Origin of the sequence: Mesorhizobium sp. WSM4310 (assembly GCF_007003935.1) — a bacterium.
In the GTDB taxonomy this organism is placed as follows: domain Bacteria; phylum Pseudomonadota; class Alphaproteobacteria; order Rhizobiales; family Rhizobiaceae; genus Mesorhizobium.
In genome coordinates this window covers 519,297-540,663 of sequence record NZ_VFTA01000001.1, presented here as the reverse complement: position 1 = coordinate 540,663, position 21,367 = coordinate 519,297, and the positions used below count along the sequence as shown (strand labels likewise).

21 protein-coding genes are annotated in these 21,367 nt (G+C 63.7%); 12 read left to right on the top strand and 9 right to left on the bottom strand.

Translation table 11 applies throughout. The annotated features are described in order from the left end of the window. Positions 1–11: 11 nt before the first annotated feature. The 9 genes from FJV80_RS02535 to FJV80_RS02495 form a co-directional block, all read right to left on the bottom strand. A complete protein-coding gene (locus tag FJV80_RS02535) occupies positions 12–677 on the bottom strand; it encodes a response regulator transcription factor (RefSeq protein WP_019857144.1) in 666 nt (221 codons plus the stop codon). A gap of 70 nt (positions 678–747) precedes the next feature. After that, positions 748–1,047 carry a hypothetical protein gene (locus FJV80_RS02530; protein ID WP_095770762.1) on the bottom strand — a complete coding sequence of 100 codons (300 nt, stop codon included), beginning with the start codon at positions 1,045–1,047 and terminating at the stop codon, positions 748–750. A gap of 173 nt (positions 1,048–1,220) precedes the next feature. After that, positions 1,221–1,628, bottom strand: coding sequence for a DUF3168 domain-containing protein (locus tag FJV80_RS02525; protein ID WP_142875465.1), 408 nt, complete (start codon positions 1,626–1,628; stop codon positions 1,221–1,223). Between the two features lie 169 nt (positions 1,629–1,797). After that, complete coding sequence (locus FJV80_RS02520) at positions 1,798–2,520, bottom strand: SDR family NAD(P)-dependent oxidoreductase (protein WP_142875464.1); 723 nt, start codon at positions 2,518–2,520, stop codon at positions 1,798–1,800. Between the two features lie 99 nt (positions 2,521–2,619). Then, positions 2,620–3,426, bottom strand: coding sequence for an ABC transporter permease (locus tag FJV80_RS02515; RefSeq protein ID WP_095770765.1), 807 nt, complete (start codon positions 3,424–3,426; stop codon positions 2,620–2,622). Continuing rightward, complete coding sequence (locus FJV80_RS02510) at positions 3,426–4,259, bottom strand: ABC transporter permease (protein WP_095786520.1); 834 nt, start codon at positions 4,257–4,259, stop codon at positions 3,426–3,428. Before FJV80_RS02510 ends, FJV80_RS02515 begins: the two co-directional genes overlap by 1 nt. Positions 4,260–4,278: 19 nt before the next feature. Continuing rightward, on the bottom strand, positions 4,279–5,391 hold the full coding sequence (locus tag FJV80_RS02505) for an ABC transporter substrate-binding protein (protein WP_095770767.1): 1,113 nt from the start codon (positions 5,389–5,391) through the stop codon (positions 4,279–4,281). A gap of 70 nt (positions 5,392–5,461) precedes the next feature. Then, the gene (locus FJV80_RS02500) at positions 5,462–6,556 is read right to left on the bottom strand and encodes an ABC transporter ATP-binding protein (RefSeq protein ID WP_142875463.1); all 1,095 of its coding nucleotides are present in this window, start codon (positions 6,554–6,556) and stop codon (positions 5,462–5,464) included. Positions 6,557–6,706: 150 nt separating this feature from the next. Beyond that, a complete protein-coding gene (locus FJV80_RS02495) occupies positions 6,707–7,594 on the bottom strand; it encodes a LysR substrate-binding domain-containing protein (protein ID WP_095770769.1) in 888 nt (295 codons plus the stop codon). A gap of 75 nt (positions 7,595–7,669) precedes the next feature. Here FJV80_RS02495 and FJV80_RS02490 point away from each other — a divergent pair, with 75 nt between their 5' ends. The 12 genes from FJV80_RS02490 to FJV80_RS02435 all read left to right on the top strand — a co-directional run bounded on the left by FJV80_RS02490 (position 7,670) and on the right by FJV80_RS02435 (position 21,265). Continuing rightward, positions 7,670–9,310, top strand: a complete 1,641-nt coding sequence (locus tag FJV80_RS02490) for an amidohydrolase (protein WP_246688883.1) — start codon at positions 7,670–7,672, stop codon at positions 9,308–9,310. Next, on the top strand, positions 9,297–10,229 hold the full coding sequence (locus tag FJV80_RS02485) for a dimethylarginine dimethylaminohydrolase family protein (protein ID WP_095791384.1): 933 nt from the start codon (positions 9,297–9,299) through the stop codon (positions 10,227–10,229). The genes FJV80_RS02490 and FJV80_RS02485 overlap by 14 nt, the downstream gene beginning before the upstream one ends. A 158-nt stretch (positions 10,230–10,387) precedes the next feature. Further along, the gene (locus FJV80_RS02480; RefSeq protein ID WP_095786523.1) at positions 10,388–11,005 is read left to right on the top strand and encodes a cupin domain-containing protein; all 618 of its coding nucleotides are present in this window, start codon (positions 10,388–10,390) and stop codon (positions 11,003–11,005) included. A gap of 140 nt (positions 11,006–11,145) precedes the next feature. Further along, complete coding sequence (locus tag FJV80_RS02475; protein WP_095770772.1) at positions 11,146–12,087, top strand: substrate-binding domain-containing protein; 942 nt, start codon at positions 11,146–11,148, stop codon at positions 12,085–12,087. Between the two features lie 94 nt (positions 12,088–12,181). Further along, positions 12,182–12,979 carry an ATP-binding cassette domain-containing protein gene (locus FJV80_RS02470; protein ID WP_095786876.1) on the top strand — a complete coding sequence of 266 codons (798 nt, stop codon included), beginning with the start codon at positions 12,182–12,184 and terminating at the stop codon, positions 12,977–12,979. Next, complete coding sequence (locus tag FJV80_RS02465; RefSeq protein ID WP_095786524.1) at positions 12,976–13,989, top strand: ABC transporter permease; 1,014 nt, start codon at positions 12,976–12,978, stop codon at positions 13,987–13,989. Before FJV80_RS02470 ends, FJV80_RS02465 begins: the two co-directional genes overlap by 4 nt. 1 nt (position 13,990) lies before the next feature. Continuing rightward, positions 13,991–15,079: a phosphotriesterase gene (locus FJV80_RS02460; RefSeq protein WP_142875462.1), complete on the top strand. Its 1,089-nt coding sequence runs from the start codon at positions 13,991–13,993 to the stop codon at positions 15,077–15,079. A gap of 33 nt (positions 15,080–15,112) precedes the next feature. Continuing rightward, on the top strand, positions 15,113–15,883 hold the full coding sequence (locus FJV80_RS02455) for a glutamine amidotransferase (RefSeq protein ID WP_095770775.1): 771 nt from the start codon (positions 15,113–15,115) through the stop codon (positions 15,881–15,883). 3 nt (positions 15,884–15,886) lie between these two features. Further along, on the top strand, positions 15,887–16,798 hold the full coding sequence (locus FJV80_RS02450; protein WP_095770776.1) for a ribokinase: 912 nt from the start codon (positions 15,887–15,889) through the stop codon (positions 16,796–16,798). Beyond that, positions 16,795–17,643 (top strand): BtpA/SgcQ family protein, encoded by an 849-nt coding sequence (locus FJV80_RS02445; RefSeq protein WP_095770777.1) that lies wholly within the window; start codon positions 16,795–16,797, stop codon positions 17,641–17,643. Before FJV80_RS02450 ends, FJV80_RS02445 begins: the two co-directional genes overlap by 4 nt. Further along, entirely contained in the window at positions 17,640–18,884 is a 1,245-nt protein-coding gene (locus FJV80_RS02440; protein WP_142875461.1) for a Zn-dependent hydrolase, read from the top strand. The genes FJV80_RS02445 and FJV80_RS02440 overlap by 4 nt, the downstream gene beginning before the upstream one ends. Before the next feature lie 230 nt (positions 18,885–19,114). After that, the gene (locus FJV80_RS02435; RefSeq protein WP_095770779.1) at positions 19,115–21,265 is read left to right on the top strand and encodes a penicillin-binding protein 1A; all 2,151 of its coding nucleotides are present in this window, start codon (positions 19,115–19,117) and stop codon (positions 21,263–21,265) included. Positions 21,266–21,367: the final 102 nt, after the last annotated feature.

Here is a 21,367-nt window from a genome sequence, read left to right as displayed (position 1 = left end):
GCGGTTCCGAGTTACGCCTCCGGCTCGCGCATGCGGTAGCCCATGCCACGTACGGTTTCGATCATGTCGATGCCCATCTTCTTGCGCAGCCGCCCGACAAAGACCTCGATGGTGTTGGAATCGCGGTCGAAATCCTGATCGTAGAGATGCTCGACCAGTTCGGTGCGCGAGACCACCTCGCCCATATGGTGCATCAGATAGGCAAGCAGGCGGAATTCGTGTGACGTCAGCTTCAGCGGCACGCCGTCGACATCGGCCTTCGAGGCCTTGGTGTCGAGGCGCAGCGGCCCGCAGGTGAGTTCCGACGAGGCATGGCCGGCGGCGCGGCGGATCAGCGCCCTGAGCCGCGCCAGCACTTCCTCGATGTGGAACGGCTTGGTGACATAGTCGTCGGCGCCGGCATCGATGCCGGAGACCTTGTCGCTCCAGCGGTCGCGCGCCGTCAGGATCAGCACCGGCATCTTGCGGCCACCGCGGCGCCAGCGCTCGACCACGCTGATGCCGTCCATCTGCGGCAGGCCGATATCGAGCACGACGGCGTCGTAGGGTTCGGTGTCGCCGAGGAAATGGCCTTCCTCGCCGTCGAAGGCACGGTCGACGACATAACCGGCGTCGACCAGCGCGTCCGCTATCTGCCGGTTGAGATCCTTGTCATCCTCGACGACGAGTACGCGCATGCGGAGATCGATACCTTTTGAAGGACTTGTTCAGATATAGGCCGATTCCGGCAGCCTGGGAAACGGTGGGTCAGTTCTGCGGAACGACGATTTCGGAACGGCGCGGACGCTGCCCGTCCTTGCCAGGCACCAGCACGACGATGACGCAGACCGGCTGGCCACCGCGTGTCGACTGCGAGGCCTTGGCCAACGTCCCGCCATTCTGCTCGGCCACCTGCTGGCCGATCGCGTAGCAGTCGGATGCGGCCAGGACGATCGGGCTGGACTGTTCGGGCGCGATCACCGACATCGCCGTCGCCTGCGACGCAAACAGCCCGGCGGCACAGAGCGCCAGGGTCGCGGTTCGAAAGTGGGAGCGAAGCGTTTTCATGGTCCGCGTTGTAACGCATCGGTGCTGAACGTGAAATGAACGGTGATCGATGCGAAAACCATGCCCGCTACACCCCATGAACGCGAAACGACCGACCGTGATTTCGACGCCCCGACGCGACGAAATCCCGCAGACGCCAGTCTAGACTCCGTTTCGGCCGGATTGGAAGCGTGTCAGGCATTTTCCTGCGTCAGCGCGCGAAACCGCAGCAGCCCGTGATGCACGAGGAGTTCCTCGTCGTACCGGGCCTCGGTGAATTCAAGCGACAGCCGCGTCTTGCCGCGCCGGCCGACCACCAGTGCGGCGTTCGCAAGGCGGGCCTTGATGGCGGCCATGATGGCAAGGGTTTGGTCGTCACCATGGGCTTTCGACCAGACATGCAGCGTAATCAACTGATCGTCGTCGTTCTCGGCGCCGGTGTCCCAGTCGAAGGCGGTGGTCTGACCAAATGTCACGTAGGGAAAAGCGGCATTTTCCGTCGCCCGTTCGAGCAGCCCGGCGCCACCAAGCAGCGCAGACAGCGCCTTATCGCTTTTGAGCCTTAGAAAAAGTGCCTGCAGCAAATCGCCGGGCGCGGTCATTTATCGTCCCCCCTCGCCTGTCATGCCTTGTGCAAGCGTTTCGTCATACTGGCAAATTCACGCGAGGCGTACCCGCTCGTCAAGCCTGCGCCATATCGCATGATTCGCCCCGGCGCGATGATGAACGCCGATGATCTCGAAAATAAGACTTTGATTTCCGCAATCTCTGTCAGTATCGAGCTCGGCCGCCCGACATATCGAAAACAGCGCCGGTGTTGAACACACAGGCATCCGAGCAAAGCCACACCACGAGCGCCGCTACCTCGTTCGGATCGCCGAGCCGCTTCAGCGGACTTGCCGATATCATCGCGTCGACGGTCTCATTGCCGAGGTCCCGGATAAGGCGCGTATCGATCGGACCCGGGGCGATGCAGTTCACGCGAATTTCGGTATCGCTGACCTCACGCGACAGTGCTTTGGTAAAAGCGATGACACCGGCGCTGGCCGCGGAATAGGCCGCAAGGCTCGGCAGTCCCTCTTTCCCGGCAAGGGATCCCATGTTGACGATACGACCCTTGCCCGCTCGTCGCATAAGGGGGAGCACGCGATGCGTTACCTCGAACGTACCAAGAAGGTTGACCTGCAGGATTCTCTGCCATTCCGCCGGTTCGAATTCCTCGAACGGCTTATAGCCACCCAGCCACCCCGCATTGTTGACGAGAATGTCGACCCCGACTTCACCCATGATGGTCAGCGCTTGGATGATGCTCTCGCGTTTCGTCACGTCCACTGAAAGAGAGCGTGTGCCTTCAAGCTCGACGGGCTCAATATCCCAGATCCAGACGTCCGCTCCACTCAAAGTGAGCTTGTGGGCTATCGCTCGGCCGATACCACGGGCGCCGCCTGTGACGATTGCTGTTCGGCCCGCAAAATCATACGTCACCGACATCATCACCTCCCATGAAACGCCAGTGCTTTGTATATTTAGCGCCGCATCGTGAATGAAGTCGAGGAGACGAGCCAGGCTCGGCTGCGCCTCAGTGCGGTTTGTCTAGTGCCCTGCACTCTGCCTGGTCATCACACTGCGCACCGCCAGCACCAGCACCGTGATGATGATCAGGATCACCGAGAGGGCGGCGATCGCCGGGTCGATATTGTCGCGCAGGCCCATCCACATCAGGCGGGGCAGCGTGATGGCGTTGACCGAGGTGATGAACAGGGTGACGCCGATTTCTTCCCATGACAGCACGAAGGACAAAAGCGCTGCTGTGATGATGCCGAACTTGATGTTGGGCATGATGATGCGGGTGGCGCGCTCCCAGACAGTTGCGCCAAGGCCGCGCGCGGCAAGGTCGATGCGGCGGTCGAGCTGGCTGAGCGAGACCAGGATCAGCACCGTGGCGAAAGGTACCGTCATCACCGAATGCGCCATGGCGACGCCGAGCCAGGTGTCGTAGCCGAAGAACGAGCTGAAGCCGGAGATCGAGGTCAGCAGGAAGTAAAGCGTGATCGCCGAGACCACCGGCGGCACAACCATCGGCAACAGCACGAAACCGACCAGTGCTGCGGTAAAGCGCGGTTGGAACATCCAGACACCGAGGCTGAAGCAAAGCGCCAGCACCGTGGAAATCGCGCTGCTGACGATACCGATGCGGATCGACAACAGGATCGACTGGAGCCAGCGAGGATCCTCGATCAGCGAGCGATAGTGGCGCAGCGACAGTTCGCCTGTCGGCATCGCCAGCATGCGGCTCGGCGTCAGCGACACCGGGATGACCGCAAGCAGCGGCATCAGCAGGAAAAGCGCCACAAGGGCGGCGAGGATCAGCGAGACGGGTCCGGGGCGATAGGTCGGCATCAGATCAACTGCTTGGGTCTGACATAGCGGAACAGCAGCCCCATCAGCGCGCCGACGAACACCACCAGCACGACGCTGATCGCAGCTCCCAGCCCCCAGTCCGGGCTCTGGAAGATCCTGAGATAGATCAGTTCGGCGATCATCACGCTGCGGCCGCCGCCAAGGATCGCCGGCGTGACGAAGAAGCCGAGCGAGAAGACGAACACGATCAGCGCCGAACCGATGATGCCGGAGCGTGTCATCGGCACGAACACCGTCCAGAATGTGCGCGTGCGGCTGGAGCCAAGCCCACGCGCCGCAAGCAGCACGCGGTCGTCGAGACTGCGCATGGCGGACGCCAGCGGAAAGACCGCGAAAGGAATGAGGAAATGCGTCATGCCGACGACGACGCCGAACTCATTGCGCACCAGGGTCAGCGGTTCGGAAATGAAACCGATCGACTGCAGCCAGGTGTTGATCAGGCCGCGATTGGACAAAAGCGCCACCCAGCCGAAGGCGCGCGTCAGCACGGAGATCCAGAACGGGACCAGGATGCAGAATTCGGCGATGAGACGCTGCGCCGGGCTGCCGCGCACCCAGACGACTGTGATGGCGTAGGCGGCGGCGACCGACACAACCGTGACGATCGCCGCGATGCGCAGCGTGCGGATGAACACCGACTGCACCAGATCGTCGGTAAGCAAGGCATCATACTGGCCAAGCCCCGGCGTCGGCAGGGTAAAGCTCCACTTCACCACGCCGAGAAATGGCCAGGCATAGGCCAGGACGAGGAACAGGAGCAGCGGCGCCATCAACAGCGCCGCGCCCATCCTGTCGGAGAGAACGCCTCTCATCTCAGATCATCGCTGCCGATCAGGCGGAGATGATCTTGGTGTATTCGTCGAGCGCCGCGCCGTAGTTCTTGGCGTACCAGTCCATGTCGAGCGCGATCTGCTTCTTCATGTTTTCGGGATCGACGGGGTTGATGCGCTTCTTGTCGGCGGGGATCAGCGCGTCGGCCGCCGGGTTGGCCGGGCCCTGGCCGAGCTTGTCGAACATGACGAGCTGCTTTTGCGGATCCTGCGCGCTGGCGATGAACTTCATCGCCGCGTCCTTGCCGCCGGGATTGTTCTTGAGCACGGCCAGCGCACCGGGCGAGATCAGGCCCTGGTCCCAGATGAACTTGATCTTGCCGCCGGAATCCTGCTCGATCAGCGACGCGCGGGTTGACCAGACGATGGCCATCGAAGCTTCGCCGTTGAGCAGCACGCTCTGGCTCTCGGCGCCGCCACCCCAGTAGGCGACGACGTTTTCCTTGAAGGCGGCGATCTTGTCATGCGCCCGCTTGAGGTCGAGCGGGTAGAGCGAAGCCGGCGCGATGCCGTCGGCCAAAAGCGCCGCTTCCCAGCTCGACACGCCCCATTTGTAGAGCGAGCGCTTGCCGGGGAACTTCTTCACGTCGAAGAAATCGGCCATGCCGGTCGGGGCGTCCTTGCCGTATTTCTCGGAATCATAGGCGATGACGTAGGAGAAGAAATAGGTCGAGGCGGCATATTCCCAGCCGAAGCCGGGGCGCATCTTCTTCTTGTCGACAATGTTGTAGTCGATCGGCTCGAGCGCACCCTGGGCGCCGAGGGTGATTGCCGAGAACGGATCGACGTCGACCAGGTCCCAGGTCGGCGCGCCGCTCTTGAACTGCGCCGAAATGGCGCCTTCGGTCGGGCCCGAGCCGTCCATCTTGACGGTGATGCCGGTGTCCTTGGTGAAAGCCTGACCATAGGCCGCATCATAGGCGGTGATGGCGTCGCCACCCCAATTGACCAGCACCAGTTCCTTGGCCGCGGCAAAGGCTCCGGTCGAGCGCAGCAGCATCGGCGTGCCGGCAAGCACGAGGGCTGCCAGCTGCGTGAACTGGCGGCGCGAGATCTCGCCGCGTCTGGTCCTTTCGGACAGCGTCTCGATGGCGTGTTTCTTGGTGTCGTTCATGTCAGTTCCCCTTTGTTTTTCGTTGATTTCAGTCAGGAAGCCGGTGCGGCGGATCAGGCCGCGCCGGTGCTCATTGTCCTCCGTCCGGAAGGAGGAAACCCTTTTCCGCCGGCCAGGTCAGCCAGACGGAATTGCCTTTGCTCAGTGCCGCAGCGGCAACCTCGTTCGGCACCGAGACGGTCACCTTCGCGCCTTGGCGCGTGGTCAGATCGAGCTTTGTGGCGGCGCCCAGATAAGTCGAGGCAATGGCGGTCGCCGCGATGCCGTTTTCGCCGGCGGCCGCTTCGCGCGCGATCGACATATGCTCGGGCCGGATCGCCAGGATGGCGTCGCCACGGACCTTCTCGGCCTTGCAGTGCATATTGACCGCGCGGTCTTCGCAAAGGCCCGTCGAGCCATTGTCGGCAGGCTTGACCCCCTTCAGCGGCAGCATGTTGATCTCGCCAAGGAATTCGGCGACGAAGCGGTTGTCCGGCCGGTCGTAGACTTCATCCGGCGCCCCGACCTGCAGCAATTTGCCGTGGTTGAAGATGGCGACGCGGGAAGACAGCGCCAGCGCCTCGCTCTGGTCGTGGGTGACGAAGACGAAAGTGGTGCCGGTTTCCTGGTGCAGGCGCTTCATCTCGGCCTGCATCTGGCCGCGCAGGCTCTTGTCCAGCGCCGAGAACGGCTCGTCGAGCAGAAGCACCCCCGGCTCGAACACCAGTGCGCGCGCGAGCGCCACGCGTTGCTGCTGGCCACCGGAGAGCTGCGAGGGCAGTTTCTTCTCATGGCCGATCAGGCCGACGCGCTCGATCATCTCGCCGACGCGCTTCTTGATGTCTGCGGCCGATTTCTTGCGCACTTTGAGCGGGAAGGCGATGTTGGCCTCGACGCTCATATGCGGGAACAGCGCATAGCCCTGGAACACCATGCCGGCGGTGCGCTGCTCGGCCGGGCGGTCGGTGATGTCGGTGCCGTCGCTGAAAAGCTTGCCGTCTGTCGGCTGCACGAAGCCGGCCAGGATCATCAGGAAGGTGGTCTTGCCCGAACCGGAAGGGCCGAGCAGCGTCAGGAATTCGCCGCGGCCGATATTGAGCGACAGATTGTCCAACGCACGGAACGAGCCGAAGCTCTTGCCGATTCCAATTGCCTTGATCTCTGCGGCCCGGCCGGGTTGCTGCATCCTGCCTCTTCCTCAGTCCCAGGTGAAATCGTAGGCAGGCTGGCGGCTCACCGCAACCGAATAGTTTTCGCCTGATCGGCAAATTTGATTCACGTCTGGCAGTCGGGACGCGCCAAATCTCCGCATCGAGGGTCCCTTAAGAGGGACAGATCAGAGTCTGTTCTCCGACAGCTTCGCCCTGAGCCAGTCGCTGAAGGCGTTGAGCACGGGATGACCGGCCTTGGCGTGCTCGAAAACAAGGAAATAGGAGCGTGGCGAGGGCACTGACGCTTCAAACGGCTTGACCAGCCGGCCTTCGCTCAGCGCCCGGCGGCCGGTCAGCTCGTCGCCCATGGCAATTCCCTGGCCGGCGACCGCCGCCGAGAAGACGAGGTTCATGTCGGAAAAGAAGATACCGCCTTCGGTATCCGGGTTTTCCACCTTGGACAGCGCCAGCCAGCGCGCCCAGTCCTCGGTGTCGGAGAGATGCAGCAGGTTGGCGCGCAGGACGTCCGCCGGTTTGGAAAAGCCGCCGACCTTGTTGAGCAATGTCGGGCTGCAGAGCGGCGTGAAGTGGACTTCGCAGAGCAGCTCCACCACCCGGTTCGGCCAGTTGCCGACGCCGAAGGCGATGAAGGCGTCGGCGTCCGGGTTCGAGACGTCATCGAGCCGGCGCGGCGTCAGCACCGAGAGCGCCACGTCAGGGTACATCTGCTGGAACTCGCCGATATGGGTGCACAGGAACATGGAGGCGAAGCCGGGCGGACAGGAGATGGCAAAGGAGCCGCCGACGCCGGCGCCGTTCGTCTGCGCTCCCGCGTCGCCGAGCACGGTCAGCGCCTTTCTGACATCGGCTGCGTAGCGCTGGCCACGCGGCGTCAGCGCTACCCCCTTGCCGATGCGCTGCAGCAGATCGAAGCCGAGATCGCGTTCCAAAAGCCGCAGCTGGTGGCTTACCGCGCTGCGGGTAAGGTGCAGTTCGTCGGCGGCACGCCAGACGCTGCCGTGGCGGGCGAAACTGTCGAGGGCGCGCAGCGCCTGTGTGGATGGAATTCTCAAGAGGTGAACCGAATTTGCATGAACCGGGAAAACATATCACTTTTTGGCGAGCCGCTTCACTGCTTTCTTTGATGCATGGACAAACCGGTGACGACATCGGCGCAAGAGACCGCCCTTGCCTGCCTCGACGGCATCCAGCCGCTGCTGTCGGCGTGGACGCGCACCATCTTCGATTTCGGCGAGACCGCCTGGCGCGAGTATCAGTCCGCCGCGTGGTATGTGGAGCGACTGAAGCGAGAAGGCTTTGCCGTCGAGGAAGGTTCCGGCGGCATGCCGACCGCCTTCTGCGCCCACTGGACGAATGGCGCCGGGCCGACGGTCGGCCTGTATGCCGAATATGACGCGGTTCCCGGCAACTGCCAGGACGCGGTCACGGTCAAGCAGCCGCGGCCCGGCCTTGGCGTCGAGGCCGGCGGCCACACCGACCCGCATTCGGGGCTCGGCATGGCAAGCCTCGGCGGCCTGCTGGCCACCAAGGCGGCGATGCAGCACCATGGCATTCCAGGCACGTTGCGCTTTACCGGCGAGCCGGCCGAAAAGGTGCGCGGCTCGAAACCTATCCATGCGGCCAAGGGTTATTATGACGGCCTTGCCGGCATGATCTCCTTCCATCCCTTCTACATGCTGCCGCTCTGCAACACCGCGCGCTGGGACACGCATTGTGGAGCAGCCTACGCCATGATCTACCGCTTTGTTTGCGACGAACCCGAAAACTGGGTTCGCGCAGGCGATGGCGCACCGATCCCGCAGGCGCATTCGGCGGTCCGCGCGCCGGGCGCCAACGACGCGCTGATGACGATGTACATGGCGTCCAAGGCGCTGCGCGATTCCATGCTGCCGCATCAGGGCGGCTGGTCGATCAGCGAGGCGATCCTGACGGCGGGCCAGGCCACGGCCGACAATCTGCCGGCAGGGCTGGCCGAGATCCAGTACATGATCCGCGTGCCGACGCTTCGGATGGCCGAGCAGGTCACCGCCGTGCTGGACCGAAATGCGGCGGCGGCGGCCGCGATCGGCAGCTGCCGTTATGAGCGCCACTGGGTATCGAAGTCGCGGCCCGGGCTGGCCAATCACGCCATGGCCGAGATCGCCTATGAAGCGCTGTCGACGGTCGGGCCGCCACGCTGGGACGAGGCCGCCAGGGCGATCGGGCGCGAAATCCAGGTCAATGCCGGTGGTACCGCGACCGAGAACCCGTTCATCGACGAGCTGGAGCGGCTGATCGCACCACAGGAGGCGGAAGCGATCCTGCGCCGCGACCTGCCGCCTTCGCAGCTGAATTCGACCTCCGACGACTACACCGACATGAGCTGGCATGCGCCGACCGCACGCTTTTACGTCGCCCGTCCGGCGCTGCGTTCGGCCAAAGGCCATGCCTATCCCTCCTGGGTGATGAATGCGCTGGGCGGCATTTCAGCGACGATCGATCCGATGGTTGCCTGTGCGGCCAAGACGGTCGCGCTGGCGGCGCTGCGCCTGCTCGAGGACGGAAAGGCCCGCGATGCGGCGATGGACGAGTTCGTCACTCGCACCGGCGGCGGAATTGGCGGCACAAACTGGATCGCGCCGCTCTGCGACTACGAACCGCCGATCAACTTCCGCTGGCCGGAATATGTCACCACGGCGCGCGGCCGCGACTGGTGGATCCCAAGCAAGACAGGTCCCGACCAACTCTTGAGAACAAGCCCACGAGGAGAACCGCATGACCGTTCATGATCGCATCGTCGCCGAGCCGTTTTCGCTGCAGCGCCGCAATCCGGCCGGCGGCACCAAGCCGCTGACATCGTGGGGCTTCGCCAACGAAACCGACATGTTGACCGACGTGCTGCTGGGATCGCCGAATTTCCTGCGGCATCTGTCGACCAGCTCGCTGTCGCGCAAGCACCTGCGCGAGGCGCCCTGCAACATCCAGATCGCGCAGGCGCAGCATAAGGACCTGGTCGCCGCCTACGAGCATTTCGGCGTCAACATCCACTGGCACGAGCCGACGCCGGAACTGCCGATGCAGGTCTATTCCCGCGATTCCAGCGTCATGACGCCCTACGGTGCGATCATTACCGCCATGGCCAATTGGTGGCGGCGCGGCGAAAATTATGCCGCCATCCGCACCTACGAGAAGCTCGGCATCCCGATCTACGACATGGTCACGGCAGGCACATTCGAGGGCGGCGACTTCAACGTCATCGAGGACGGCGTGGTGTTGATCGGCTGCGGCGGCGCCCGCACCCAGGAAGAAGGCGCCCGCCAGGTGCAGGCCTGGTTCGAGAAGGAGGGCTGGGAAACCCGCATCGCCTTCATCGACGAATATTATGTCCATATCGACCTGATGGTGGTGCCGATCGCCGAAAAGCTCACTGCAGTGTGCCTCGCCTGCACAGAGCCCGGCATCGTCGACTGGCTGAAGGGCAAGGGCCACGAGATCATCGATGTTCCCTTCCAGGACACGATGGCGCTCGGCTGCAACTTCATGTCGCTCGGCAAGGACCGGGTGATCGCGCCGACCTCCAGCCAGACGCTGATCGGCCAGCTCAAGGCGCGCGGCTTCGAGGTCGCGGCCGTCGACATGAGCGAGATCTCCAAGACCGGCGGCGGCATCCACTGCATGGCGCAGGCCTTGAAGCGCGAAGCAGCGTAAGAGATCACTGCCCCGCCGGTGTTATACGGCGGGGCGCGGAGACTGCCCTGGACGGGTTCTAGGCTCGATCCGATGCATCGTCCGTTTTCACAGGATGGACAACGCCCGGGATCGGTTTTACGAGTCAGCCCAACCAGCGGAGATGTTCGCGCCCCCCAATGAACAAGATCGATAGCCACAACAGCAAGGGCGCCGACGAGCGCTCTACCGCAACCAGCCTGCTGCGGCTCGGCACAAGGTTGAAGCTCTCCCGGCAGACGCGTGGCCTGACCCTGAAGGCGCTCGCGGCTGCCGCCAACTGCTCTGAAAGCCTGCTTTCCAAGGTCGAGAACGGCAAGGTCTCACCCTCGCTGCCCATGCTTCACCGGCTGGTCGAGGTGCTCGGCACCAACATCGGCTGGATGTTCGAGGAAGCCGATGGCGAGGAAGGCATCGTCTTTCGCGCCGGAGCACGGCCGCTGATCGCGCTCGATCCGCTCAGGCGCGGCGAAGGCATATCGCTGGAGCGCGTCATTCCCTATTCGCCGGGCCACCTTCTGCAGTGCAATATCCATCATATCGAGGTGGGCGGTGAAAGCGCCGGCCCGATCCAGCACGCCGGCGAGGAAGTCGGCTATCTCCTGGAAGGCGCCATCGAACTGATGGTCGGTGAAAAGACGTTTCGCCTGTCCGCCGGCGATTCCTTCGTTTTCAACTCCGAACTGCCGCACTGGTACCGCAATGTCGGCGACGAACGCGCCAGCATTTTCTGGGTAAATACGCCGGCGACATTCTGATCTCGCCGGCCCCCATCTCCTTTCGGCAGCGCCAATTCAAGTCACTTGACAAGAAATCAAGTATCTTGAATTATGCGTCTGCGCCCAGCGCCAGATGAGCCCGATCAAGGGCCTTTTCCGCAAAACCAAGGGGAACCGGAATGCGTCTTACCAAGATCCTTTCAGGCTGCGCCGCAGCCATCGCCATGACCCTCGCGCTTGGCTCCGCCTCGGCCATGGCCGAAACCTATGCGCTGGTCACCATCAACCAGCAGGCCCTGTTCTTCAACCAGATCAATGACGGTGCCAAGGCCGCGGCAAAGGCCGCCGGCGTCGACCTCGTCATCTTCAACGCCAACAATGTGCCGAGCGCGCAAAACGACGCGATCGAGAACTACATTACCCAGAAGGTCGACGGCATCATTCTCGTCGCCATCGATGTCAACGGCGTGAAGCCCGCGATCACCGCGGCCAAGGCCGCCGGTATTCCAGTGATTGCCATCGACGCGCAGATCCCGAATGGCGACAATGTCGCCTTCGTCGGCGTCGACAACACCAAGGCCGGCGAGGATATCGGCAAGTTCTACGCCGAATACGTCAAGACCAAGCTGAACGGAACCGCCAAGATCGGCGTTGTCGGCGCGCTCAATTCGTTCATCCAGAACCAGCGCCTGGACGGCTTCAAGAAGGCTGTCACCGAGAGCGGCCAGAAGGTGACTTTCCTCGACACGGTCGATGGCCAGAACGTGCAGGACGTGGCGCTGTCGGCCTCCGAAAACCTGATGACGGCCAATGCCGACATGACGACGCTTTATGCGACCGGCGAGCCGGCCTTGCTCGGCGCCGTTTCGGCCGTCACCAGCCAGGGCCGTACCGGCGACGTCAAGGTGTTCGGCTGGGACCTGACCAAATCCGCGGTGCAAGGCCTCGAAGAGGGCTGGGTAATCGCCGTCGTCCAGCAGGATCCGGCCGGTGAAGGCAAGGCTGCCATCGAAGCCTTCGGCAAACTCAAGAAGGGCGAGAAGATCGATCCGATCATTAACGTTCCGATCACCATCGTAACCAAGGAAAATGTCGGCCAGTTCAAGGACATGTTCAAGTAAGATCCTCCCCAGACCGCCGGGCCGCGCATCGACTTTGTGGTCGTCGCGCAGCCCGGCGACCGATTGAACATGCCGCATGAGAACTGGAACCATGATGAGCGATGGCGAAACCTGCCGCGTCAGGATGACCGGTATTTCCAAACGATACGGCCCGATCCAGACGCTGGATGATGTTTCGCTGAACCTAAAACCTGGCGAGGTGCTCGGCCTGGTCGGCGACAATGGCGCCGGCAAATCCACCTTGAGCAAGGTTCTGTCCGGCGCGGTCATTCCGGATTCCGGCACGATCGAGATCGATGGCAAGGCCGTGTCCTTTTCCTCGCCGGCCGATGCCCGCGCGGCACGGGTGGAGATGGTCTACCAGGACCTTTCGCTCTGCGACACGGTGGATGTGGCCGGCAATCTCTTCCTCGGCCGCGAGCCTCGCCGCCACGTGCTCGGCGTCCCCTTTCTCGACAACAGGCGCATGCATGAACAGACGCGCGAGATGCTCGACCGGCTCGGCATCGTCATCGCCGATACCAGGCTCAAGGTCGAGAACCTGTCCGGCGGCCAGCGCCAGTCGATCGCCATCGGCCGCGCCGCCTCCTTCGATCCATCGGTGCTGATCATGGACGAACCGACAGCCGCCCTCGCGGTGGCGGAAGTCGAGGCGGTGCTGGACCTCATCCGCGCCGTCAGCGCCCGCGGCGTCAGCGTCATCCTCATCACGCACCGGTTGCAAGACCTGTTCCTGGTCTGCGACCGCATCCAGGTCATGTATGAGGGCCGCAACGTCGCCGAACGCAGGATCGGCGACACCAGCATCGAGGAGGTCGTCAACCTGATCGTCGGCCGGAAATTCACCGCACGATCGGCGCGTGCCAGCCGCGACGAGGGGGTACAGCCATGAACGTCACCTCCGCCGGTGTTGGCGCCTCGCCGCCCAAACGCGCCCACAACAGCACCTGGAAGGATGTGGCGGCAGCCAATGGCAGCGTCGTTTCCATCGCGCTGTTCTTCATCGTCGTCTGCGTGGTCTTCTCGCTGGTCACCGGATCCTTCCTGACCACGCCCAATCTGCTCAACATCGTGCGCCAATCGGCGCCGCTGCTGATCGTTGCGGCGGCGATGACCTTCGTCATCACCACCGGAGGCATCGATCTTTCGGTTGGGTCCGTGCTGGCGCTGACGGCGACACTTTCGGCCGTTGCGCTGCAGGCCGGCCTGCCATGGCCGCTGGTCGTTGTCGGCATGCTGGCGCTTGGCGCGGCGATCGGCGCCTTGCATGGTTTCTTCATCGCCTATGAGCGCATCCCGGCCTTCATCGTCACGCTTGCCGGGCTCTCGGTCATCCGTGGCGTGGCGCTGCTGATCACCGGCGGCTATTCGATCCCGGTCGAGCCGACGAGCTTCTTCGTCAACATCGGCAGGGCCTGGTTCCTCGGTGTGCCGGTACCCGCCTTGCTCGCCCTTGTCGTCCTGGCCATCGCCTATCTCGCCTTCAACCAGACGCCGTTCGGCCGCTATGTGACCGGCATCGGGGCCAACGCCGAGGCTGTGCGCCGCGCCGGCGTCGATACGCGCTTCATGACGCTCTTCGTCTATGTCCTATCGGGCATGGCGGCAGCGTCGGCCGGCGTCATTCTGGCCGCGCGGCTGGGCTCCGGCTCGTCCAATTCCGGCCAGGGTTTCGAGCTCGATGTCATCGCCGCCGTGGTGCTTGGCGGCACCAGCCTGTTCGGCGGGCGCGGTACGATCATCGGCACCGTGCTCGGTGCATTGACCGTCGCGGTCATCGGCAACGGCCTGATCCTGGCGCACATGTCGCCCTTCCTGACGCCGATTGTCACCGGCACTATCATCCTCGTTGCCATCTGGCTGAATTTCCGCCTGTTCAAGGGCGCGACGCGGAGCCGCTGACATGGATCATTTGTTCGACAACACGCCAAGGCAAAGGGTGCCGATCGGTGTTCGCTCCGGGACCGTGATGACCGTTACCGGCCCGGTCGCGATCGCCGACATGGGCGTGACGCTGATGCACGAGCATATCCTGCTCGATGGCTCGACATCCTGGAAATGCCCCTGCCATCCCGACGACAGGAAGATCGCCGAGCAGCCGGTCAGCATGGAGATCATCGGCGAGTTGCGGATGAACCCCTACATGAACCGCGACAATGTCTCGCTCGACGACAGCGACCTGGCGCTTTCCGAGCTCGCCAGGTACCGGGCGCTGGGCGGCCACACGGTTGTCGACGCGACCAATATCGGCATCGGCCGCGATCCGGTGAAACTGGCGCGTATTGCCCGCGCGTCCGGATTGCGCATCGTCATGGGCACAGGCTTCTACCTGCAGCACACCCATCCCGACTGGCTGAAGGCGATGGACATCGATGCCGTCACGGAATTTCTCGTCAACGATGTCGGCGGCGGCTCGACGCAGCCCGAAATCATGGCCGGCATCATCGGCGAAGTCGGCGTCAGCAAGGATTTCACCGAAGAGGAACGCAAGTCGCTGCGGGCTTCAGCGCGCGCGGCCAGGATCACCGGCGTACCGCTGACCATCCATCTGCCCGGCTGGGAACGGCTGGCGCATGACGTGCTCGACGTGGTCGAGGCCGAAGGCGCGGATCTGAGACATACGATCCTTTGCCATATGAATCCGAGCCACAATGATCTTGCCTACCAGAGAAGCCTCGCCGCGCGTGGCGCCTTCCTGGAATACGACATGATCGGCATGGATTTCTATTATGCCGACCAGGATGCGCAATCGCCTTCCGACGAGCAGAATGCGCAGGCGATCCGTTCGTTGATCGACATGGGGCTGGTCGACAGGATCCTGCTGTCGCAGGACGTCTTCCTGAAGATCATGCTGACGCGCTTCGGCGGCTTCGGCTACGGCTTCATCCTCAAGCATTTCGTGCCAAGGCTGAAACGCCATGGTGTCGAGCAATCGGCAATCGACCGCATGCTCATCGACAACCCAAAGACCGTGTTCGCCGCGAGCCTCTGAGCTGCCGGCCACAGCAAAAAACAGGGAGTATACATGTCCAGGAAGAAAGTTCTTCTCGCCGGCGAGTCCTGGGTCTCGACCGCGACCCACATCAAGGGCTTCGACCAGTTCCCGACCGTGACCTATCACACCGGCGCCGATGAATTGCTGGCGGCGCTGAAGGATGGTCCGTTCGACGTCACCTTCATGCCGGCGCACGAAGCGCAGCGGAATTTTCCCCAGACCATGGAGACGCTTTCGGCCTATGACGCCGTGGTGCTTTCCGACCTTGGCGCCAATACGCTGTTGCTTCACCCCGACACCTGGGTCCACTCCAAGCCGACGCCGAACCGGCTGCGGTTGCTGCGCGACTATGTCGGCAATGGCGGCGGCCTCCTGATGTTCGGCGGCTATTACAGCTTCCAGGGCATCAACGGCGGCGCACGCTACCACAAGACGCCGGTCGAGGACGTCCTGCCGGTGACTTGCCTGCCGGTGGACGATCGCGTCGAGGTGCCCGAGGGCTATGCGCCGGTCGTTGTCGGCCCTCAAAGCCATCCGATCCTGAAGGGCCTGGGCAAGGATTGGCCGATCCTGCTCGGCTTCAACGAGGTCACTGTCAAGGAGGGCGCCGAAATCCTTGCCACCGTGTCTTCCGACTACCGTTCCATGCCCCTGCTGGTGACCGGCAAATATGGCAAGGGCCGCACCGTCGCCTGGACATCGGATGTCGGGCCGCACTGGCTGCCGCCGGGCTTCATCGCCTGGAATGGCTACAAGACGCTGTTCGAACAGATGCTGGGCTGGGCGACAGCCAGGGATTAGCCCATGCGCGTCCACGTCGTCGGCAATGTCTGCGTCGATACGACGTTTCAGCTGGGCCGCTTTCCGCGGCCTGGCGAGACGCTGAACGCGTCCAGTCATGTTGACGGACTTGGCGGCAAAGGGGCGAACCAGGCAGTGGCCGCCGCCCGCACCGGAGCCGATGTCCGTTTCCATGCGGCGATCGGCGACGATGCCGCCGGCCTTTGGATACGGGAACAGCTGAGCCGCGACCTCGACGCCAGCCATCTGACAATGCTGGCGCTGCCCAGCGACCGGTCGACGATCATCGTCGATGAGCGGGGCGAAAACCTCATCGTCACCGGCGCCAGCTGCGCCGCCGCCTTCGATCCGCTGGCCGACAGCGGTTTCGCGACGTCGATCGAACGCGGCGACATCGCGGTGATGCAAGGCAATCTTCTTCCCGATATAACGACAGCCTGCCTGCAAGCGGCGCGCAGCGCGGGCGCCATGACAATCCTCAATCCGAGTCCGCTTGCGGTCGGTTCGACACCGTGCCTGGGTGCCGTCAGCCTCGCTGTCGTCAACGCAGGCGAAGCAGAGCAACTGACCGGAACCGGCGATGCAGCCGCGGCGGCCCGCGAATTGATCCGTCAAGGCGCCGACAGCGCGATCGTGACACTTGGCGCGGCCGGCTGCCTGGTTGCCGACCGTGAAGGACGGATCGACCGGTTCGCGGCGCCCAAGGTGGACGTGGTGGACACCAGCGGCGCGGGCGATGTCTTTTGCGGCTGCCTCTCAGGCTGCCTTGCGGCCGGGATCGGCCTCGCCGCGGCAGCGCGGATCGCGGTACGAGCCGCGGCCATTTCGGTCGGTCGCCCCGGCACGCTCGGCTCCTGCCCCGACAGGCAAGAGATGAAGATACTCATGGAAACGACGGAAGCGGAAACCGCATGACAAAATCCCCCAACTCCATCGGCTCCAAGCAGGTCGCCGATGACGCGCTGCAATCGATCTTCGGTCGAAAGAAAGTGGTGATCGGCGTCGTGCATCTGGCGCCCCTGCCGGGCGCGCCGCGCTACGATGGCGAGGCGGTCGAGGCCATCTACCAGCGCGGCCTCGACGATGCCAAAGCCTATCTCGATGGCGGTTGCGATGGCGTGATCGTCGAGAACCATGGCGACGTGCCCTTCGCCAAGCCGGACGATATCGGCCCCGAGACCTCCGCTTACATGTCCGTCGTGTCCGACCGCATCCGCAGGGAACTCGGCCGGCCGATCGGCATCAATGTGCTCGCCAATGCCTCCATCCCCGCGCTGTCGATCGCCAGCGCCTCGGGTGCCTCCTTCGTGCGCGTCAATCAGTGGGCGAATGCCTATGTCGCCAATGAGGGCTTTATCGAAGGCGAGGCGGCGCGCGCCATGCGCTTCCGTGCCAGGCTTCGCGCCAACGGCATCCGCATCTTCGCCGATGCGCATGTCAAGCATGGCGCCCATGCGATCGTCGGCGACCGGCCGGTCGAGGAACAGGTCAAGGACCTGGTGTTCTTCGATGCCGATGCGGTGATCGCCACCGGCCAGCGCACGGGCCACGCCGCCGACCTCGGCTACATCAGGATGATCAAGGACGCGGCCGGGCTGCCGACGCTTGTCGGCAGCGGCGTGACGCCCGAAAATGCCAACGACATTCTCGACATTGTCGACGGCGTCATCGTCGCCAGCTCGCTGAAACATGATGGCGTCTGGTGGAACCAAGTCGATCCGCTGCGGGTGAAGGCCTTCATCAGCGGCCTCAAGCGATGAGTTTGACGCCTCGGATTGACGGCGACAGACTGCTCGGGCGGCTTGACGCTTTCGCCAGGATCGGGGCGACACCAGCCGGCGGTGTCAACCGGCAGGCGTTCAGCGTCGAGGATCGCAGGGCCCGGCGCCTCCTGGCTGAGCTGGCCCTGGAGCGTGGCTTCACGGTCTTTCAGGACGATATCGCGAACCTCTTCATTCGCCGCGAGGGTACGGATGCCACGCTGCCACCGTTCCTGATCGGCAGCCATCTCGACAGCCAGCCGACAGGTGGGCGCTTCGACGGTGCGCTCGGCACGCTTTCCGCCTTCGAGGTGCTCGAGGCGCTGGAGGACTCACGGGCTGAAACCCGAATGCCGGTCGAGGTCGTCGCCTGGGCCAATGAAGAAGGCAGCCGCTTCGCGCCGGGCGTCATGGGCTCCATGGCCTTCACCGGTGCGGATACCGCCGCGTGGAAATCCATTGTCGGCGCCGACGGTGCACTCCTCGCAGCTGAGCTGGAGGCGACGATCACCGCCTTGCCGGAGGCTGCCCTTCGTCCAACCGGCATGCCGATATCAGGCTATGTCGAGCTGCATATCGAACAGGGCCCATCACTGGAAAAGGAGCAGTTGCCGATCGGTGTCGTGACCGCCGTCCAGGGTACGCGCTGGCTGGAAGTCTCCATCCAGGGCACTGCCGGTCATGCGGGCACGACAGACCTTGCCTACCGCAGGGATCCGATGGTCGCCGCGATTGCCGCGATACACAGGCTGCAAACGACAATCATGCCGCTCGACAGCAGCGCGCGGCTGACGGTGGGCCGGATCGCCGCCAGGCCGGGATCGATCAACGCCATACCGCAATCGGTGGCCTTCACCGTCGATATCAGGCATCCGCGGGCAGAGCAGCTCAATGTCATAGAAGCCGAGGTCCGCCAGGTCTGCGCGGCGGAAGCAGAGGCCCAGCATTGCACGGCAGTGATCAAGCGATCGTTCGATATGCCCGGGGCGGCCTTCTCGCCGGATATGGTCAACACCGTCGAGGAGGCCGCCAGTTCCCTGCAGCTTCAGTACAAGCAGATGATATCGGGCGCTTTCCATGATGCGCTGTTCCTCGCCCGCGTCGCGCCTGCCGCAATGATATTCGTGCCGTGCCGTGACGGGCTTAGCCACAACGAGGCGGAGTATGTGGAACCTGGCGACGCAGTGATCGGCGCGCACGTCCTGCTGCGGACGGCCATCATGGCCGCCTCGCCGCGATGACCATTCATAGCACCCGTCTATGACAGGCTGATCGCAGTCAGTCGACGAAGCGCGGTTTCGAGGTGGCGCCAATCATGGCTGCCCCTGCCCTCTCGTCGACAAACCTTGCAGCTGTGTCCTCGCAGCCCTTGTGGCACCCACAAAATGGATGAATAGTCGGGACAGGGCGCTGCCCTGAAATTGCCGGCTTGCGGTTTTCAGGTCACGCCACAGCCGAGCCGGGTTTTTGAATGGTCAGCCCTGAACCGCGCAAGAGAAGAGGTCCGATCGCGTCGCGCCTTCTGGCGCTGGACGCCTGGATCGATTCCTCGCTCTACGAGATCGGGTTCAAGGCGCGGCAGTTCTGGGAAGCGGCGACGATCTTCTCGCGGCGCTTCCGTCTCAAGGGCTGGCGGCGCGGCATCATCGAGATTTTGAGCGAGGGTTTCACGCTCGGCGCCGGCGGCGTGGTGGTGATGCTGGCGCTGGCCATTCCGGCGTTCCAGGACACGGCCGGCGACTGGCGCGCCCAAGGCGACTTCGCCGTCACCTTCCTCGACCGCTATGGCAACGAGATCGGCCAGCGCGGCATCATCCAGCGCGATTCCGTGCCGGTCGACGAGATGCCGGACCATGTCATCAAGGCGGTGCTGGCCACCGAGGACCGGCGCTTCTTCGACCACTACGGCATCGACGTACTCGGCCTGTCACGCGCGATCTTCGAGAATGTGCGGGCGAATTCGGTCGTCCAGGGTGGCTCAAGTATCACCCAGCAGCTGGCCAAGAACCTGTTCCTGACCAATGAGCGCACCTTCGAGCGCAAGATCAAGGAAGCCTTCCTGTCGCTGTGGCTCGAAGCCAATCTGTCGAAAAAGGAAATCCTGCAGCTCTATCTCGACCGCGCCTATATGGGCGGCGGCACGTTCGGCATCGAGGCGGCGGCGGACTTCTATTTCGGCAAGAGCGTCAAGGATCTTAATCTCGCCGAGGCGGCGATGCTGGCCGGCCTGTTCAAGGCGCCGACCAAATACGCGCCACACATCAACCTGCCGGCGGCGCGCGCACGCGCCAATGTGGTGCTGTCGAACCTCGTCGATTCCGGCTTCATGACCGAAGGCCAGGTGCTGCAGGCAAGGCTGCATCCGGCCGACGTCGTCGACCGCGGCGAACAGAAAAGCCCCGACTATTTCCTCGACTGGGCCTTCGACGAGGTCAAGAAGATCGCCAAGCCCGGCCAGCATTCGCTGGTTGCCCACACCACCTTCGACGCCAACATCCAGAAGGCCGCGGAAGAGTCCGTCGAGTTCCACCTGCGCCAGTTCGGCAAGGAGTACAACGTCACCGAAGGTGCCGTGGTGGTCATCGAGACCAATGGCGCGGTCCGCGCCATCGTCGGCGGCCGCGACTACGGCGCCAGCCAGTTCAACCGCGCCACCAAGGCGCTGCGTCAGACCGGCTCGTCCTTCAAACCCTATGTCTACGCCACGGCGATGGAACACGGCTTTACGCCCAATTCGATCATTTCAGGCGGGCCAATCAGCTGGGGCAACTGGTCACCGCACAATTACAGCGGCGAATCGGCCGGCAACATCACGCTGATCATGGCGATGGCCAAGTCGATCAACACCGTACCGGTGCGGCTGGCCAAGGACCATCTCGGCATCGCGCCGATCAAGGCGATGGCCGAGGCGATGGGCGTGGAATCGCCGCTCGAGGCGCACAAGACGATGGTGCTCGGCACTTCGGGCATGACCGTGATGGACCAGGCGACGGGCTACAGCGTGTTCGCCCAGAACGGCTTCGTCGGTTCCAGGCATGGCATCACCCAGCTTGTCACCCGCACCGGCGACGTGGTGTATGATTGGACCAAGGATGCGCCGCCCCCGCACCGGGTGCTGTCCGAGCAGGCGCTGAAATCCATGAACACCATGCTGGCGGCCGTGCCGGTGATGGGCACGGCGCGGCGCGCGCAAATTCCCAACATCGTCGTCGCCGGCAAGACCGGCACGACGCAATCCTATCGTGATGCCTGGTTCGTCGGCTTCACCGGCAACTACACGGCGGCCGTGTGGCTGGGCAACGACGATTTCACCCCGACCAAGAACATGACGGGCGGCTCGCTGCCGGCGATGGTGTGGCAGCGCCTGATGGTCTACGCGCACCAGAACATCGACCTGAAGCCGATCCCCGGCATCGACAAGCCGTTCATCGACGAGGAGATCGCGGCCAAGGCGGCCGAAGCGCAGAAGAAGGGCGAGGAACAGGCCGCGGCCGACGCGGCCGCCGAACGCCCGGCGGTGCTGTCCAGCCGGACCACGCAGACGCTGAGGGACATGACGCAGTTGTTCCAATCCGCGCCCAAACTCGACGCCGCCTCGCCCGAAACGCTCTCGGCGCTGTGACTTCGGCCTCGGCGCAGAGCAAGCCAACAGGCAAATCCATCGCGCCCGCTTGCCACGAGGCCCCGCGCCGCGATATCCCCGAACGGCAATCCTTCGCGCACG